This is a genomic window from Bradyrhizobium sp. UFLA06-06 (assembly GCF_054820065.1).
Map to the genome: position 1 here is coordinate 36,384 of NZ_JADFUD010000035.1, position 17,015 is coordinate 53,398.

Genomic DNA, 17,015 nt, shown 5'->3' on the forward strand with positions numbered 1-17,015 from the left:
ACAAAGGCGAAGCCTTTGCGCGGGGATGAGGATAGACGGTGTCGATGGGCGGCCGAAATCTAGAGCCCGCGCCGGAACTGCTGGTAGGCCTTGCTCGAGCGGAGCGCGTCGGCGCCGCCCGCGATCAGCTGGTCGACCTGCTCGGGCGGCAGCGACAGCCGCGTCGGGATGGCGTTCAGAATGCCGGCGCGGTCCGGTCCGAGCCGGTCGAAGCCGAGCCGCTCGACATAGATCGCGACGTCGCCGCATTTCCAGCCGGCGCCGACGCCGAGCCGGCTGCGCTCCGCCGCCGACAGCCCGCAGCGCCAGCGCTTCAGCTTGCCGGACCAGTCCTCGGCGAGCGCCGTGAAGGCGGCGTAGCTGGAGCGCACGCTGGCATCGATCGCGGTGTCGGCGGCCGCGGACACCAGTTCGACGCCGCTCGGTCCTTCGAGCGTCTGCACGAAGTCGCCGGAGATGCCGCGGCCGGCGTCGACCACCAGGAACAGGATGCGCTTCAGCTTGGCCGCCTGCCGTTCGTTCAGCGGCTCGTAGGGACGCTGCGCGGCGAGCAGGCCGATGCTCAGCCCCGACAGGCCGTAATTGTCGACGAGGCCGCCATCGAGCAGCTTGACGTAGCGCATCGAGCCATCGCGATAATGTGCCTGGGCCTCGGCATAGGCGCGCAGCAACGGCTGTGCGTTCGGATCGTTGCGCACCCGCTCGAGCCAGGCCGGCAGCGGCGCGGCGCAACCGCCGGGATAGGTTTGCAGCACGATCGGGGCGAACGCCAGCGGCACCGCGGCGGATGCCGCCACCGCTTCGGCGACACGGTACGATCTGATGTCGCTGCACAAGGCATCGAACGATGTCTTGCCGAACACGAACGGCGTGCGGTTGTAGATATCAGACGCGTTGATCCAGACCCGCGGCCGGCGATCGTCGGCCAGTGCGTCGAACCGCGCGCCGTCGAACAAATTCTGATCGAGCCAGTCGGTGAACTGGCTGTCGTTGACGCCGCCGCCGAGCGCGCGCCCGATATTGCCGAGCGAGATCCGGGTCTTCAGTCCCTCCTCGGCGTTGCGCAGCAGGAAGCGCTGGCGGAAATCGTCGAGCGCCGCGCGGCGCTTCAATCCGAAATAGGCGGCGGTGACCGATCCGCCGGAGACGCCGGAGACGAAGTCGACGCGGTCGAGCAGCGTCTTCGTGCCCGCCGCGCTCGAACGCGTGTGGTCAAGTTCCTCCAGCACGCCGAAGGAAAACGCCGCCGCGCGGGTGCCGCCGCCGGAGAACGATAGCGCGAGCAGCAGATCATCTTCGTAGGCCGGAATGTCGCGGGCGCTGCTGTTGTCGGCGAGCGCGGCGCCGAGCGGTACGTTGCCGGGCAGATTGTAGACGGAGGCGCAGCCGGCAAGGCCCGCCGCCACCACGGCCACCAGCATTGCTGACAGCCATCCCCCTATGCCCGACCCACGCACGAATACTCTCTTTTTCCGCTGGCCCCCGCCCGGTTCCATTAGCCTATCACGGCCAATCTGGGCGGCGGCATGGCGGCCGAAACAGGGTTAATGCTCGCGGTGCCTCCGCACCGGCGTCCTTTAGCCGCGCGGCGCCAGCAGTGTGACTACGATCCGCTCCCACTCGGCTTCGAGCGTGTCCGTTGCGACCGGTTGGCCGGCCTGGCGATACCAGTAGCCGGCATTGCCGAGATCGCCTTCGACGCGATGCAGATAAGCATGCACCCAGGCCGAATTGGCGTCGCCCTCATCCTGCACGATGCGATGCGCCTGGTCCCAATCGCCCTTCTTCGCCCACCACAACGCGGCGAGCGGCGGTGATAGCGCCGCATCAGGCGCGGTGTCAGCGAGACTGGCGCGGAAATCCGCCATCGCTCACCACCATTTGGGCGCCGTGAAGCGGCCCGCCGCCTGCTCGATCACCTCGCCGAGCGAGAACAACGTCTCCTCATCGAACGGACGGCCGATCAGTTGCAGACCGAGCGGCAGGCCTTGCGAGTCCTTGCCGGCGGGCACGGCGATGCCCGGCAGGCCCGCCATGTTCACGGTCACCGTGAAGATGTCGTTGAGATACATCTCGACCGGATCGGCGCCGCCCTTCTCGCCGATGCCGAACGCAGCCGACGGCGTCGCCGGCGTCAGGATCGCGTTGACGCCCTTGGCGAAGCAGTCCTCGAAGTCCTTCTTGATCAGCGTCCGCACCTTTTGCGCGCGCAGATAATAGGCATCGTAGTAACCTGCCGACAGCACATAGGTGCCGATCAGCACGCGGCGACGCACCTCGTCGCCAAAACCATCGGCGCGGGTGTTCTCGTACATCTCGATGATGTTCCTGCCCGGTTCGCGCAGCCCGTAGCGCACGCCGTCATAACGCGCGAGGTTCGACGAGGCCTCGGCCGGCGCCACGATGTAATAGGCCGGCAGCGCATATTTGGTGTGCGGCAGCGACACCTCGACGAGTTCGGCGCCGGCGGCCTTCAGCCACTGCGCGCCCTCGCTCCAGAGCTTTTCGATCTCGGCCGGCATGCCGTCGAGCCGATATTCCTTGGGGATGCCGATCTTCATGCCCTTCACGGACTTGCCGATCGCGGCCTCGTAATCCGGCACGGCGATGTCGACCGACGTGGTGTCCTTGGGATCGTGCCCCGCCATCGAGCGCATCAGGATCGCGGCGTCGCGCGTCGAGCGCGCGATCGGACCGGCCTGGTCGAGCGAGGACGCAAAGGCGACGATGCCCCAGCGCGAGCAGCGGCCATAGGTCGGCTTGATGCCGACGGTTGCGGTGAACGCGGCGGGCTGGCGGATCGAGCCGCCGGTGTCGGTCGCGGTCGCGCCCATGCAGAGAGCCGCCGCCACCGCCGAAGCCGAGCCGCCGGACGAGCCGCCCGGCACCAGCGTGGTGTTGGAGCCCTCACGCCGCCACGGGTTGGTGACCGGGCCGAAGCACGAGGTCTCGTTGGACGAGCCCATCGCGAACTCGTCATTGTTGAGTTTGCCGAGCAGCACCGCGCCGTCGCGCCAGAGCTGCGAAGTCACCGTCGACTCGTAGGGCGGAATGAAATTGCCGAGGATCTTCGAGCACGCCGTGGTCCTGATGTCGCGGGTCGCGAACAGGTCCTTGATGCCGAGCGGGATGCCGGCGAGCGGTCCGCCCTCACCTTTTGCAATTTTCGCGTCGGCGGCCCTGGCCATCTCGCGGGCGCGGTCGGGCGTTTCGAGCACATAGGCATTGAGCACGCGCGCGGCTTCGATGGCGGCGAGATGCGCATCGGTCAGTTCGCGAGCGGTGAAAGACTTGCTCGCCAGGCCCTCGCGGGCCTCGGCGATCGTCAGCGATGTCAAATCAGTCATTTATTGATCGGGCTGCAGAAGAACGGAGACAGGGTCTTGTCGTTGGCGGGGTCGTCTTGGCGGGCTTTGGCATTTTCCTTGGCGCGGGCGGCGTCGAGCGCCTCAAGATGGTCGAGCACGGCGTCCATCGCCGCGTTGGGATCGGCGACCTTCCCCTTGCGTTCCATGGCATCGAGGAAGTCCATATAGGCCTTGTAGGCCTTCTCATCGTCGCACAGCAGACACATTGGGTTTTGTCGCTTTTGTTTGACGCGTTTTCTTCACGCGAACCGGTATCCACTTCGCTCGAAAACGCCTTGCTTGCGTTACTCGACCACCTTCGGCACCAGGAAGAAGTCGTTCACGGTGTCGGGCGCGTTGCGGACGATGACGTCGGCGATCTCGCCGTCATTGACCACGTCGGCGCGCTTCCTCATCTCCATCGGCGTCACCGAGGTCATCGGCTCGACGCCGTCGATATTCACTTCCGACAGCTGCTCGACAAAGGCCAACATCGCGTTCAGCTCGCCCTGGAGATGGGGAACTTCGGCGTCGCTGACCGCGATCCGCGCCAGATGCGCGATGCGGCGGACGGTCGTGGCGTCTACGGACATTATATAGGGCCTCGGGGCTGAAAGGTCAGCCTGCCGTATAGCAGAGGCCGGTTTTGCGCCGCAACCGCGCGAATTTGCCCGCCCGACGGGGCCTTGGAGCCCATCCGGCGACTCGGCAAGACATCCTGCCACGCATTCCGGCTGCGAAACGCACGATGAAACCACTTCGCGGCCGCCGCGAAGTCGTCCCGAAACATTTACGGCGCCTACTCCACCCAAACAAAAAGTTCGGAGCGCGTCATGTCAATGCTCAACGGCAGCCCCCGCCCGGAGGGCTGGGACCCCGCCCTCTGGTCAATCGGCACGGCGCTGGGGGTCGCGATCCTCTACGTGGCCTGCCTGGTCTGAACGAGGCCGCGCGTCAGGCCTGAGACAGAGCCGCCATCCGCGCCAGCGCGGCGCCGGCCAGCGCGCGGGTCAACTCGGCCGCCGGCATTTCCTTGCCCATCCGCACCGCCTGCCCGGCCCACAGATTGGTGAAATCGACCTTGCCTTGCTTTTCGGCAGCCGCCTTCAACGGTCCGAGGGCGGTCGCTGCGTGCGGGAACGCCGGCGCGTCCGGCGAGATCGGCCCGACCTCGCGCATCACACGGTTGGCGACGCCGCGCGCCGGGCGCCCGGTCATCACATTGGTGATGACGGTGGATTCGTCGCTCGCCTGCGCCAGCGCGACGCGGGCCTGCGCCGTCACCTTGGACTCCGGGCAGCGCAGATAGGCCGAACCGACCTGCACGCCGGAGGCGCCGAGCGCGAACGCCGCTGCGATCCCGCGCCCGTCGGCGATGCCGCCGGCGGCGACCACCGGCACCTTCACCGCATCCACCACCTGGGGCAGCAGCGAGAACGTCCCGGGCTGCTCGGCGATGTTGTCGGTCAGGAACATACCGCGATGGCCGCCGGCATCGGCGCCCTGCGCGTTGATAACGTCGGCACCGTTCTCCTCGAGCCAGATCGCCTCCTTCACCGTCGTTGCCGACGACATCACGGTGGCGCCGGTGGCCTTCACCCGCTGCAACAGTTTTGCCTCAGGCAGGCCGAAATGGAAGCTGACGACCTCCGGCTTCAACTCCTCGACCACGGCGCAGAACGCCGCATCGAACGGCGCGCGGTTCGCCGCATTGATCGGCGCATTCGGATCGAGGCCGTGCTCGCGATAATACGGCGCCAGCCGTTGCCGCCAGTTCGCCTCGCGCGCCGGATCGGCGTCGACCGCCTTGTGGCAGAAGAAGTTGAGGTTGACCGGCGCTGATACGCGTTGACGGATGATGTTGACCTGCTCGCGCGCCTTCTCGGCCGACAGCATCGCACATGGCAGCGAGCCGAGCCCGCCGCCCTGCGCCACCGCGATCACCAGCTCCGCATCCATCACGCCGGCCATCGGCGCCAGCACGATCGGGAATTCGGTCTTGAAACGATCGATCAATCGACGGTCCGGCCACATGGTGTGTCTCACGCTTGTTCAGGTCAAAGAGGAAAGAGAGTTGCGCCGGCCCTGCAGCGACTGCTCGGCCTCGGCGACGATGCGGCCGACGATCTCGGCCGCCGGAACGATATCATGGATCAGGCCGACGGACTCGCCGGCAAACACCGCGGCGACATCGAAATTGGCCGCGGCCTTCGCGGCGGCATACTCCACCGCGACCTCGTCAGCGCGCTGCATCAGTTCGATCTCGCGCCCGCTCCAGCGCCGCAAATGATCGTTGGCAAGCGACCGCGCGGTGAACGGCGCCGGCCACATCAGCTTGCGCGACCAGTCGAACACCACACCGCGCACCGTCTCGCCGCTCTTTGCCGCACAGATCAGCTGCTTGGCCTGCTCGGCCGCGTCGGCCTCAACGCTGGCGTAGAAGCGCGTTCCCATCAGCACGCCGGATGCGCCGAGCATCATCATCGCCGCGAGGCCCCGGCCGTCCGCGATGCCGCCGGCCGCGACCACAGGCACGCGCCCCGCCGCGAAATCGATGATCGCCGGCACGATGTCGAGCGTGGTGCGCGATGCGCCGTGACCGCCCGCCTCCGTGCCCTGCGCGATCAGGATGTCGGCGCCGCAATCGAGCGCTTGCTGTGCCATGTCCTCGCTCTGCACCTGGCAGATCAGCAGCGCGCCTGCGGCCTTGATCTTCGGCGCGAATGGCGCGGGATCGCCGAATGACAGCATCACCGCGCGCGGCCGCGCATCCAGCGCGATGTCGATCAGCTCGGGCTGCCTGGCGAGGCTCCAGGTGATGAAGCCGATGCCGAACGGCTTTGCAAACCCCTTCACCTTCGCGGTCTCGGTCTGCAGCCGCGTCTTGTCGCCGTAGCCGCCGCCCAGAATGCCGAAGCCGCCGGCATCGCTGACCGCCTTGACCAGCGCGCTGCCGGCAATCGTGTCCATCGGCGCAAGCAGGATCGGATGCTCGATGCCCAGACGAGCCGTCAATTCGGTGCTGATCGGCATGCGCTTGCTCCCTGTTCCGGACTTGCTGTTCTGGACTTGCAGCCTAAGCGGGCCTAACATTCTCGGATAATGAATACTAGAGAACGCTACCATCTCTAAATCAGAACGGTGATCCCAGATGGAATTGACCGACCTGCTCACCTTTTCCACGGTCGCGCGGCTCGGCGGCATCACCCGGGCCGCCGACGAACTGAACACCGTGCAGTCGAACGTCACCCAGCGCATCAAGGCACTGGAGGCCGAGATCGGCACGGCGCTGTTCGAGCGCCACAGCCGCGGCATGTCGCTGACCGGCGCCGGCCGCCGCCTGTTGCCCTATGCGCAGCGCATGGCGGCGCTGTCGCGCGAAGCCGTGCTTGCCGCGCGCGACGATGGCGAGCCGAAGGGTCCGTTGTCGATCGGCTCGATGGAAACCACCGCCGCAGTGCGGCTGCCGGCGCTGCTCGCCGAGTTTCATCGCCGTTATCCGGCGGTGCGCCTGACCTTGCGCACCGCGCCGACCGCCGACCTCGTGGCTGCCGTGCTCGACGGCTCGCTCGATGGCGCCTTTGTCGCCGGTCCGATCGAGCATGCCGAACTGTCGGCGACATCGGCCTTCACCGAGGAACTGGTGCTGGTCACCGCGCAGCGCTGGAAATCGCTGGCCGCCTTGCGCGCCGGCACGCCGGAGTCGGGCCCGACCGCGCTGGTGTTCCGCACCGGCTGCACCTACCGGCAGCGTCTCGAACAGGTGTTCACCGAGTTCGGCTGGCCGTCGGCCGTCCGCTTCGAGTTCGGCACGCTCGACGGCATGGTCGGCTGCGTCGCCGCCGACATGGGCGTCACCCTGCTGCCGCGCGCCGTCGTCGAGCGCGATCACGTCCAGCGCGACATCAACATCCACAAGCTCAACCCGCAGCATGCGCATGTCGAGACGCTGTTCATCCAGCGCCGCACGGCGCATCAGTACAGCGCCTTGCAGGGGCTGGCCGCGTGCCTTCCCGGCGACGACCGGGTGATCGCCGCCTGACCAGCGTTTTCGCATGGACGGCTGCCCGCAGCCGGGCTTTGCCTCGGCGCGCGGCTGCGTGCTAATCGCAAGGGCATGCCCGCCCCCATCCTTCCCCTGATCGAAGCCGCGCCGCACTGGCCCGAGCGCGGCGCGCTTGTCGGCCTCGACCTCGGCACCAAGACCATCGGGGTTGCCGCCTCCGATCCGGACCGGCGGCTGGCGACTGGCGTCGAGACCGTCCAGCGCAAGCAGTTCAAGGTCGACGCGGCACGGCTGCTCGCGATCGCCGCCGAACGCAACGCCGTCGGCTTCGTGCTCGGCCTGCCGATCAACATGGACGGCAGCGAAGGCCCGCGCGCGCAGTCGACCCGGGCGTTTGCGCGCAACCTCGCCGGCCTCACCGCGCTTGCGATCGGGCTGTGGGACGAGCGGCTCTCGACCGCGGCGGTCGAGCGCGAGCTGATCGGGATGGACGTCAGCCGCGCCCGGCGCGCCGAGGTGATCGACGAGCACGCCGCGATCTTCATCCTGCAGGGTGCGCTGGACCGGCTCGCGAAGTTGCGCGGGGAGCGGTGACCATGGCCGTGGTGATCGCGGCACTGCTGCCGGTGTTCCTCTTGATCGTGCTCGGCTTCGTCCTCAAGCGCACGCTGATGCCGCTCGATACGCAATGGCACGGGCTGGAGCGGCTGACCTATTACGTGCTGTTCCCGGTGCTTCTGGTGCAGACCCTGGTGAAGGCCGACCTGACCAAGGTGCCGGTCGCGGGCGTCGGCGGCGCGCTGCTGCTCGCGGCGCTGGTGATGTCGCTGTTCTGCCTCGCGCTGCGCGGCCCGCTGGCGCGCGCCGGGGTCGACGGCCCCGCCTTCACCTCGATCTTCCAGGGCGCGACCCGTTGGCAGACCTATGTCGCGCTGTCGGTGTCGCGCAATCTGTATGGCAGCACGGGCCTTGCCCTGGCTTCGGTCGCGATGGTCGCGATCATCCCGCTGGTCAATGTGTTCAGCGTCGCCGTGCTGGCGAAATATGCCTCATCCGAAAAGCGGTCGACCGGCGTCATCGTGATGACGGTCGTGAAGAACCCGCTGATCTGGGCCTGCGTCATCGGGCTCGTCATCAATGTCGCGCACATCCCGCTGCCGCAGATCTGGCATGACGTCGCCGACGCGCTCGGCGGCTCGTCGCTGGCGATCGGCCTGCTCGTCACCGGGGCCGGGCTGCATCTGGAAGGCATCTTCCGGCCCAGCCTCGCCGCGAGCATCGCGCTGGTGCTGAAACTCGTGCTGATGCCCGTCCTGACCGTCGCGCTCGCGGTGTGGTTCGGCGTTACCGGCTCCAATCTCGCCATCGTCGCGGCCTGCGCCGCGGTGCCGACCTCGCCGTCAGCCTATGTGCTGGCGCGCCAGATGGGCGGCGACGCGCCGCTGCTCGCCCAGATCATCACGCTGCAGACGATTTTGGCCGCGATCACGATGCCGATCGTGATCGCCGCGGTGGGGCCCTAGAGGGCGTATCCGAGCGGCCTTGGCTGGAGCCGGGCGGCATAGCGCCGCGCCTAGCTGCTACCAGACTTCGCGATAGTTCGCGAACTTGCGCAGGGTCTTGTCATAGCGGGCCGGTACGATCCAGGGCAACAGGAGCCTGAAGATCGCGTTCGGAAGCGGAGAACGAAGCCGCACATAGAGGTCGAGCGGATCGAGGTCATGCCGCATCCGGAATTTCGGTTCGTAGCTGAGACCCGTGCTTCGAAGCCACCTGTAACCGTTGGTGATCGCCCAATTCATCATGTCGCGAATGGTGTAGTAATAAAGATGAAGGTCGAGTGCGACGGCATAGTCGAGGCCGACATACTCCCAGAACAGACTGTCGCCTTCGACCATGCAAAGGCTGAAGGCGATCACCTTCCCGCCACGGCGCCAGATGAAGAAGCGGACCTTGTCCTTCATGTCGCTGCCGAGCCGGCGGAGATAGTCGGCTGTCAGTTTCTCGAAACGGAATTTCGAACGGTCGAAGACCTGCAGGTAGAGCGGATAGATCTCGTCGACGGCATCCCTTGCGTCGTCGGTGACGGTAAGAGCTATGGTTTCACCGTCGGTTGCCTTGAATTTCTTGCGGAGCTGCCAGCGCGCCGACCGCGGCAGCGCATTTTGCATGTAGGCATCGAAGTCGTCGTGCTCGATATTGAGCGCCGTCATCGGCATGCTCGGCGCGCGGGCGAAGCCGCGCCGGACGAAGCAATCCAGCACCGGCCTATAGCGCGCGGGGAATTCCTTCAGGACGATGAGCTGCGCCCGGCACGATCTTGCGAGAGTGACGATTTCGCTGCAAAGAAGCTCCGCGATCTTGCCGGACGGCACCGTGCTTGATCCCGCAAGATGCCCTTCCCCGGCGAAGCATCCGACCATCAGGGTGCGCATTCTGAGAAACCCGGGAACGAAGCGTCGGATGCGCGCCAGCAACGGCTGCCATTCCGCTCCGAGTCCTTCGAGAACGTCCTGGTCGAGAAGAAAAAACGGCTGGACGGCGTGGAGACAGCCCGCCCGGTCGATGATCGCGAAGTACCGGTACTCGACACGCTCGCGGAGCGTATCCTCCAGGATCTCGTAGTAACGGTGATCCTTGCGCAGGTCGGCGAAACTGGCAGCCCAGGCGGGACAACCGGCGATTTCGTCGCGCGTCACTATCTTCACGCAAAATGGCGCCGTAGCAGCCGCCGCGTCCGCTACACTTTTTGTATCAGCCAGACTGACTGTGTCTGACGCCAACGCAATGCTCCGGGTGATGAAAAGTCTTTCAATACAGTATCAATGTACCCGATTTGGCCGGGGCTCCTGTACCATCCGCGCAACAAATCAATTCTTTCGAAGCCGCGGCGCGCCCTCTCCCGCGATCGACCGGCCCGCCGGTCGCGGCGACGTAGCGCCACAACGCGCCCTTGCGCTTCAGCAAGCAGCGAAGGCCCGCAACGATTGGGCGCGGCTCGTATGGCTTCTCCTGATCGTTGCTATTTTCCGGACGAACCGACGAACGCCGTATCGAGCACATCACCGATCGGCTGCCAGCTACGGCCATCGAACTGAAGCAACCGCAATTGCTCGACCGGTCGGAACTGAGCGGTGTTGATCTTGATGCCCGGGAGCAAGGCGGACGCCTGATAATCCCTGAGCGCCGCAGCCTGCTTCATGACGTTCTCACGCGACAGGTCGTTGCCGCATTGCCTGAGCACCTCGACCATCGTTTCGGCGGCGGCATAGCCGTAGACTGCCGCCGCGTCATCCTTGCCGCCGGCTTTGGTATACTTGTCCAGGAAGCTGTGCCAGCCGCCCTGCTCCGTTCTCCAGGCCGGATCGCTCGCATCCTTCAGGAACGCGGCGGTGATGACGCCGGTCGCATTCTCCGTGCCTGCCGGCTTGAGCACCGTCTCGATCGATGACGCCATCTGGTTCACGACAAACACCGGCCGCCAGCCGTGGTCGGCCGCGGCCCGGATCACCTTGGCGGCATTTTCCGGCACTCCGGCAAACACGAAGACCTCGGCGCCCGATTGCTTCAGGATCGAGACGTGGCCGTCCAGATGCTGATCGTCGACATCATAGGCGATGTCGACCCTGATGTTGTGGGCGACGTCACCCAGCCCTTGCACCAGTCCCTTGAACAATTCGCGCCCGAACTGGTCATTCTCCCAAAGCGCCACGATCTTCTTTCCAGGATAGAACGCCTGGATATAGTTGGCGTAGATGCGCCCTTCCTCGCGATACGAAGGCTGCCAGCCCATGGTCCACGGATAGAGCGACGGCTCGCTGAGATCGTGATCGCCGGAAGCAACAAAAAGCTGGGGGATCTTCCGTTCGTTGAGATATTTCCGCACCGCCAGATTCCCCGGCGTTCCGAACGAGCCGAACATCAACAGCACATTGTCGGTCTCGACCAGAATGCGCGTGAGATCCATGGCGTTGGAGGGATCCGACAGATCGTCATAGGACATGAAGCGGATCTTGCGGCCATTGATGCCGCCGCGTTCGTTGATCATCTCGAAATAGGCGGCTTCCGCCTTGCCGATCTGCCCGAAAATCTCCAGCGCGCCACTATACGGCATGACATTGCCGATGCGGATTTCCGTGTCGGTAACGCCCTGGTCACGCACCTGCTGCGTGATGGCGCCGAGAGACGCCAGCGCGACGACGCCGGCCAGGAGTGCTCGGATCAAGATAGCCATGAGAAGAGCTCGCACGACGGCAGCCGCCGCTGCCTGGTTTCAGTCCGGCCCGCGCTCATTCATTGATCTAGATCATAGCACTCGGACGGGATGCTGGCATCCCCTTCGTCAACCTTCCGATGGGCGGCGATGCGCCACTGCTTGTTCCGGATCATCGCGCTGCAGACGGCTCCGGCGGCCATCACGATGCCGATCGTGATCGTCGCGATGGGCTTTAGGCGCGCCTTCATAGACAATCACTTCGGCTTTGCGCTCGAAGGCGACGTCGGCCTCGGTAGATGCCTGCGTTGGGCCAAACTCACCTAGCATGCTAGAGAGGAGAACGCAGAAGTCAGTCAGGGCACCATGGATGAACGGTCGAAGCCATTTGAGGCCATCGTCGGCGAAAAGCTGAGTGCCATCACTTTCGTGTTGGATTATTGGCAGTTGCAATTCGACGGACCAAGCATCAATGCTCTTACACGCTTGGAAGTCAGCGCCGACGGAGTGGTCCTACGCGATCGGCATGACCAGTTCAGAAATCTCATCTGTGGTCAAATAGGGAAAGTCGTCGCGGGCGTCGCGCTCACACGGCCGAAATCTTTTACGATCACCTTTGAAGATCGATCCGAGATAAGAATCTCACTGAAACCGGAGGACTATCGAGGACCCGAAGCGATGGTCCTCTTTGGCCATAACTCACCGACCGTGGTGGTCCGGGCAGACGATTAGAGCTCGTTGCAAGAACTGCGGATGCCCGACGCGGTACCTCGGCCGCCGTTACCCCATCCCCGTCATTGCGAGCGAAGCGAAGCAATCCATCATTCCGCGTCTGCGGAACGAGATGGATTGCTTCGTCGCTCCGCTCCTCGCAATGACGGTGAAGAGCAGCGCGCTACGATCCCGCCAGCCACCAGGTCTGGATCGTCGCCGCGAAATTGTTCAGCCCGTGCAGCAGGATGGTCAGCCAGGTCGAGCCGGTGCGGAAGCGCAGATAGCCGAACAGGAGACCGATGGTCAGCACCTGGCAGAGGAAGAACCAGTCGTACTGCAGGTGCATCACGGTCCAGACGATCGACGACAGCAGGATCGCGCCGTAAGGGCCGAGCCTGGATTCCGACCAGCCGCGGTAGAGCCAGCCGCGTGCGAACAGCTCCTCCCAGAGCGGCGCGGCCACGGCGAACGCGATCACCAGGAGCCACAGCGCGCTGTGCTCCTGCGCCGATTTCAGCACGTCGCCCATGAAGCCCGGCGCCACCTCGCGGCCGGCCGCCCGGGACACCATGTCCCAAGCCCCCACCAGCACGACGAGCGCGACGACGCCGATGATCACGTTCTTCCACGACGTCCCGCGCAGCCCGAGATAATCGGCGAACGGGATCCGGGTCCGGCGGATCGCGAACCACAGCACCAGGAGCACCATCGGCAGGCCGGCAAGGACCGAGAGCGAGATCGTCAGACCGTCGGCGACCACGTGGGTGATGCCGGCCGTCGACACCTCCCCGCCCTGCGCGACGATGCGCCAGACGATGACCGTGACCTGGCCGACGAACATCGCGGCGAAGATCAACAGGCCCCACAGTGCGGTGCCCCAGAATTTCCAGACCCGCGGGGGGAGCGGCGGCGGTTCGATCGCGGCAGTCGCGTCTTGCGGCGTGAGAGAATCCATCAGCGAACCTCGGCTCTATCAATTCGTCATGGCCGGGCTTGTCCCGGCCATCCACGTCTTTCCTTGCCCTGTCGAAGCAAAGACGTGGATGCCCGGCACAAGGCCGGGCATGACGGTGGTCAATGTGGTCATGGCAGCGCCCGCGCCAGCAGCGCGCGCTGATCGGCATCGGATAAGTCCACCGCGCCGTACATGCCGGCGTGGCGTTCGGCAAGCCGTGTCGCTGCGAACAGCTCGGCGTTTTTCGGCGAGACCTGGTTGAGCGCCGCGGCTGCCGCCAGGAGCGCCAGCTGCTCGACCGCAAGCCGCGCGACGCGCTCGCTGTCCGGCCGGCGGAACGACTGCCCGATCGAGGCAACAGCCTCGGCAGCGCCCGGCAGGCCCCTGGTCTCGTCGGCAAGCGCGCGCAGCACCGCGAGCGCGGCATCAGCCTCGCGGCCGAGCGCGCGCAGCACATCGAGGCACATCACGTTGCCGGACCCCTCCCAGATCGCGTTAACCGGCGACTCCCGGTAATGGCGCGCCAAAATGCCTTCCTCGACATAGCCATTGCCGCCGAGGCACTCCATCGCCTCATAGAGGAAGCCGGGCGCGCTCTTGCAGGTCCAGTATTTGATCGCCGGCGTCAGCAGCCGCATATAGGCGGCCTCGCCCGCATCGGCCGGCGCGCGATCGAAAGCACGGCAGAGCCGCATCACCAGCGCGATGGACGCCTCGACATGCAGCGCCATGTCCGACAGCACCGCCTGCATCAGCGGCTGGTCGGCGAGATGCTTCTGGAACACGCTGCGATGCCGCGCGTGATTGAGCGCATGCGCCAGTCCCGAGCGCATCAGCCCGGCGGAGGCGATCGCGCAATCCTGCCGCGTCAGCTGCACCATCTGGATGATGGTGCGGATGCCCTTGCCCTCCTCGCCGATCAACTCAGCATAAGCGCCGTGGAATTCGACCTCCGACGAGGCGTTGGAGCGGTTGCCGAGCTTGTCCTTCAGGCGCTGGAAGTGGATCGCGTTGACCATGCCGTCGGGCGCAAAGCGCGGCATGAAGAAACAGCTCAGCCCATCCATGGTCTGCGCCAGCACCAGGAAGGCGTCGCACATCGGCGCCGACATGAACCATTTGTGCCCGGTGACACGCCAGGCCTCGCCGTCGCGCTCGGCGCGCGTCATGTTGGCGCGCACATCCGTGCCGCCCTGCTTTTCGGTCATGCCCATGCCGAGGGTCATGCCGCGCTTGGTCCACCACGGCGCAAAGCTCGGGTCGTAGGCGCGCGTTCCGATGACCGGCATCGTCTTCGCCAAAATATCCGGCTGCGAGGCCAGCGCCGCGACCGAGGCGCGCGTCATCGTGATCGGGCAGAGATGGCCGGTCTCGACCTGGGAAGCGATGTAGAACCTTGCCGCGCGCACCACCTCGGCCGCCCCGCCGGCCGGCCTGCCGTCGGCGCTCCAGGTCGAGTTGTGCACGCCGGCATGCGCGGAGTGCGCCATCAGCTCGTGATAGGCCGGATGAAACTCGACCTCGTCGCGGCGATTGCCCCTGGCATCGAACAAGCGCAGTTTCGGCGTGTTCTCGTTGGCAACGCGGCCGCGCTCCGCCATGGCAGCGGATCCCCAATGCTTGCCGAAATCGGACAGCTCAGCCGTTGCCGCCGCCCCGCCATTGGCGGCAACCGCCGCGGCGAGCGGCGCATCCACCGTGAACAGGTCGATGTCCTCGAACGGCGGCGACTGGTTGAAGACGTCGTGGGTGGCAAACGGAGCCTGCGTCATGGTCTCCTCGGGAACTGGTCTATACGCATGCGGCCTGGACAACCGGCCTTCTCCGGCCGGGATCACGGGCCAGCCGCGGCGCAATGGAATCGGAGGATCATAAGCCTGCGAGCCGGCGCGGGGCAGCGAAAAGTACAGGTCTGCTAGATGCTTCCATGCTTTAGATGCTTGCGCGCCTGGGCGCATGGCGGCCGAGCCAGCGGTCGACCCAGTCATTGACGCGGGTCCGGTTCGCCTCCTTCCTGGAAGCCTGGACAGGAAAGATGTCGCCGCGGCTCAGGTGCCGATTATCGGGATAGGCCGCCAACTGCAGGTTGGACTCGTGCGCGGCGCCGTCCACCGGCGAGATGTAGGCAAACCGGATCTCGATCTTGTGCTTGATGTCGGCGCCCTGCCATTTCGGATGATGGCGCGCCAGCAGCTCGGCAAGCTCGCAAGGCAACAGATCGGAGGTCGAGCTTCGCGCCCCCTCGGTCTTCTCCATGTAGCATTGCTCCTTGACGCTGCTGACGCGCGCGTCGATCGGCCGGAAGTTCACCCGCTTGTCGAGCTCGCTATAGACATAGAAGCTCGCGACGGCGATAGCGATCATAGCGTAGAGGCCAAGGCGCATGGGTGTGCTTCCGTCCTGTCGAACCGCGTCGGTCAGATCGAACGCGTCTTGTCTGCCTTGGTCTTGGAGGCAAGGACGGGAAACACGTCCCCGGCGCGCAGCGGCTTGCCATTGGGGAAGTAGGACATCTGCAGGCTCGACTGGTGGGTGGCCCCGTCGACCGGCGAGACATAGACGACCTTCACCTCGATCTTGTGCTTCAGGTCATAGCCCTGCCACTTCGGATGCTCCTTGCGCAGCAGCTCGGCGATTTCGCAGCGGGTCAGGTCGGAGGTCGACGTCGTCTTGGTGATGACCCCGCGCTCGACCTTTTCCAGATAGCATTGCTCGCTGACGCCGCTGATGCGGGCATCGACGCGCTGATAATTCGCGCTCTTGTCGTGTCGATCGTAAATCAAGACGCCGGCGACGCCGACGACAACAATTGCAATGGCTGCGAACCGCATGCTGCATGCTCCCGTGTTGCCCGCACTTCATACGACCACAATTAAGGAGTGTTGAAAGCGCGCTCGGCTACTTTTGCGATGGCAAGCGTCGTCTTGCGAAAATGCTTCGGATTTGAGGAAAATGCGCTAGAGCTTCGGTTCTGATTGAATCAGAATCGAAACTCCAGTCTCTTGTTCTGACGCGTTTTCTTCACCGCTAGCGCGCCCGGACGATCGGGAAGTCGTAGGCCGGCCCGCCTACCCCCGGCAGCGAAAAGTGCCACCATTCCTTGGCATAGTTCGCGAACCCCTGCCGGGCCATCGCCGCGACCAGCATGGCGCGCCAGCGTCTTTGCGCCGGCGTGATCGATCTGGCCGCGGTGTGGGCCTTCACGTCGGAACAGTCGTAGCCGGTGCCCATGTCGACGCTGCCCTCGGGGGCGCGAGCGGCGGCCGGCGCGGTGCAGTCGGCATAGTCCCTGGCCGGATCGAACTTGCGCGAATTGTCGGCGCCAAGATCGACCAGCGTGAGATCGACCGCGGCCCCTGTCGAATGCCCCGAATGGGTGGCGATGTAGCCGAGGCGGAACAGGTCCGCCTTCGAGAAGGCCGGATTGTAGCGCCGCTCGGCGACCGTCTCCGTGCCGTTCTTCGCCCACGCCACCATGTCGGCGACGGCACGGGCCGGCCGGTAGCAATCGAACATTTTTAGCGACAGTCTTTGCCGAGCCAGTTCCTGCTGCACGGCCCTGAGCCTGAGCCCCACCTCCCGCTTCACCACGCATTCCGCCGCGCCATAGCCCGCGATCGGCCGGCCCATGAAATTGTTCGCGCTGGCGTAGCGGATGTCCTGGATGATGGTCGGATCGATGTCGCGGAGGAACGCGAAGTCGCCGGGCAAGTTCTGAGCGAAGGCAGGCGAGACCGCCCCCGGGATCAACGCGATGGCCATCCATGCGATCACGACAAT

Annotated in this window: 19 protein-coding genes; 5 read left to right on the plus strand and 14 right to left on the minus strand. The window is 65.4% G+C overall.

What is annotated here, in order from left to right:
• Nucleotides 1-59 precede the first annotated feature (59 nt).
• The 7 genes from IF803_RS26580 to IF803_RS26610 form a co-directional block, all read right to left on the minus strand.
• Entirely contained in the window at nt 60-1,421 is a 1,362-nt protein-coding gene (locus tag IF803_RS26580; RefSeq protein WP_168858152.1) for a patatin-like phospholipase family protein, read from the minus strand.
• A gap of 156 nt (nt 1,422-1,577) precedes the next feature.
• A complete protein-coding gene (locus IF803_RS26585; RefSeq protein WP_461194073.1) occupies nt 1,578-1,868 on the minus strand; it encodes a hypothetical protein in 291 nt (96 codons plus the stop codon).
• A 3-nt stretch (nt 1,869-1,871) separates the two neighbouring features.
• On the minus strand, nt 1,872-3,347 hold the full coding sequence (gene gatA / locus IF803_RS26590) for an Asp-tRNA(Asn)/Glu-tRNA(Gln) amidotransferase subunit GatA (RefSeq protein ID WP_304495649.1): 1,476 nt from the start codon (nt 3,345-3,347) through the stop codon (nt 1,872-1,874).
• Nucleotides 3,344-3,574, minus strand: coding sequence for a hypothetical protein (locus IF803_RS26595; RefSeq protein WP_279706456.1), 231 nt, complete (start codon nt 3,572-3,574; stop codon nt 3,344-3,346). Before IF803_RS26595 ends, gatA begins: the two co-directional genes overlap by 4 nt.
• Nucleotides 3,575-3,652: 78 nt before the next feature.
• Nucleotides 3,653-3,940, minus strand: a complete 288-nt coding sequence (gene gatC, locus IF803_RS26600; RefSeq protein ID WP_016843980.1) for an Asp-tRNA(Asn)/Glu-tRNA(Gln) amidotransferase subunit GatC — start codon at nt 3,938-3,940, stop codon at nt 3,653-3,655.
• 361 nt (nt 3,941-4,301) lie between these two features.
• A complete protein-coding gene (locus IF803_RS26605) occupies nt 4,302-5,381 on the minus strand; it encodes an NAD(P)H-dependent flavin oxidoreductase (protein ID WP_461194074.1) in 1,080 nt (359 codons plus the stop codon).
• 18 nt (nt 5,382-5,399) lie between these two features.
• Nucleotides 5,400-6,440, minus strand: coding sequence for an NAD(P)H-dependent flavin oxidoreductase (locus IF803_RS26610; protein ID WP_461194112.1), 1,041 nt, complete (start codon nt 6,438-6,440; stop codon nt 5,400-5,402).
• Nucleotides 6,441-6,498: 58 nt separating this feature from the next.
• Between IF803_RS26610 and IF803_RS26615 the strand changes: the two genes are divergently transcribed.
• From IF803_RS26615 to IF803_RS26625, 3 genes are all read left to right on the plus strand, one after another.
• Complete coding sequence (locus IF803_RS26615; RefSeq protein WP_461194075.1) at nt 6,499-7,389, plus strand: LysR substrate-binding domain-containing protein; 891 nt, start codon at nt 6,499-6,501, stop codon at nt 7,387-7,389.
• A gap of 75 nt (nt 7,390-7,464) precedes the next feature.
• Nucleotides 7,465-7,947 carry a Holliday junction resolvase RuvX gene (gene ruvX / locus IF803_RS26620; protein ID WP_225644810.1) on the plus strand — a complete coding sequence of 161 codons (483 nt, stop codon included), beginning with the start codon at nt 7,465-7,467 and terminating at the stop codon, nt 7,945-7,947.
• Between the two features lie 2 nt (nt 7,948-7,949).
• Nucleotides 7,950-8,876, plus strand: coding sequence for an AEC family transporter (locus IF803_RS26625; protein WP_461194076.1), 927 nt, complete (start codon nt 7,950-7,952; stop codon nt 8,874-8,876).
• 57 nt (nt 8,877-8,933) lie between these two features.
• Here the strand turns inward: IF803_RS26625 and IF803_RS26630 are convergent, their stop codons facing one another.
• Together IF803_RS26630 and IF803_RS26635 are read right to left on the minus strand one after the other, a co-directional pair.
• Nucleotides 8,934-10,061, minus strand: a complete 1,128-nt coding sequence (locus tag IF803_RS26630) for a GNAT family N-acetyltransferase (RefSeq protein ID WP_461194077.1) — start codon at nt 10,059-10,061, stop codon at nt 8,934-8,936.
• A gap of 314 nt (nt 10,062-10,375) precedes the next feature.
• Nucleotides 10,376-11,587, minus strand: coding sequence for an ABC transporter substrate-binding protein (locus tag IF803_RS26635; protein WP_461194078.1), 1,212 nt, complete (start codon nt 11,585-11,587; stop codon nt 10,376-10,378).
• A 129-nt stretch (nt 11,588-11,716) separates the two neighbouring features.
• On the opposite strand from IF803_RS26635, the gene IF803_RS26640 reads away from it, so the two are divergent.
• Both IF803_RS26640 and IF803_RS26645 read left to right on the plus strand, forming a co-directional pair.
• The gene (locus tag IF803_RS26640; protein ID WP_461194079.1) at nt 11,717-11,893 is read left to right on the plus strand and encodes a hypothetical protein; all 177 of its coding nucleotides are present in this window, start codon (nt 11,717-11,719) and stop codon (nt 11,891-11,893) included.
• A 39-nt stretch (nt 11,894-11,932) separates the two neighbouring features.
• The gene (locus IF803_RS26645; protein WP_051447885.1) at nt 11,933-12,298 is read left to right on the plus strand and encodes a hypothetical protein; all 366 of its coding nucleotides are present in this window, start codon (nt 11,933-11,935) and stop codon (nt 12,296-12,298) included.
• Nucleotides 12,299-12,461: 163 nt separating this feature from the next.
• Here IF803_RS26645 and IF803_RS26650 read toward each other — a convergent pair whose 3' ends face one another.
• From IF803_RS26650 to IF803_RS26670, 5 genes are all read right to left on the minus strand, one after another.
• Nucleotides 12,462-13,235, minus strand: a complete 774-nt coding sequence (locus IF803_RS26650) for a CPBP family intramembrane glutamic endopeptidase (RefSeq protein ID WP_028341009.1) — start codon at nt 13,233-13,235, stop codon at nt 12,462-12,464.
• A 128-nt stretch (nt 13,236-13,363) separates the two neighbouring features.
• Nucleotides 13,364-15,007 carry an acyl-CoA dehydrogenase family protein gene (locus IF803_RS26655; RefSeq protein ID WP_461194081.1) on the minus strand — a complete coding sequence of 548 codons (1,644 nt, stop codon included), beginning with the start codon at nt 15,005-15,007 and terminating at the stop codon, nt 13,364-13,366.
• A gap of 160 nt (nt 15,008-15,167) precedes the next feature.
• Complete coding sequence (locus IF803_RS26660) at nt 15,168-15,620, minus strand: hypothetical protein (protein WP_461194083.1); 453 nt, start codon at nt 15,618-15,620, stop codon at nt 15,168-15,170.
• A 32-nt stretch (nt 15,621-15,652) separates the two neighbouring features.
• On the minus strand, nt 15,653-16,066 hold the full coding sequence (locus IF803_RS26665; protein WP_461194085.1) for a hypothetical protein: 414 nt from the start codon (nt 16,064-16,066) through the stop codon (nt 15,653-15,655).
• Between the two features lie 196 nt (nt 16,067-16,262).
• Nucleotides 16,263-16,997, minus strand: coding sequence for a M15 family metallopeptidase (locus tag IF803_RS26670; RefSeq protein ID WP_461194114.1), 735 nt, complete (start codon nt 16,995-16,997; stop codon nt 16,263-16,265).
• Nucleotides 16,998-17,015: the final 18 nt, after the last annotated feature.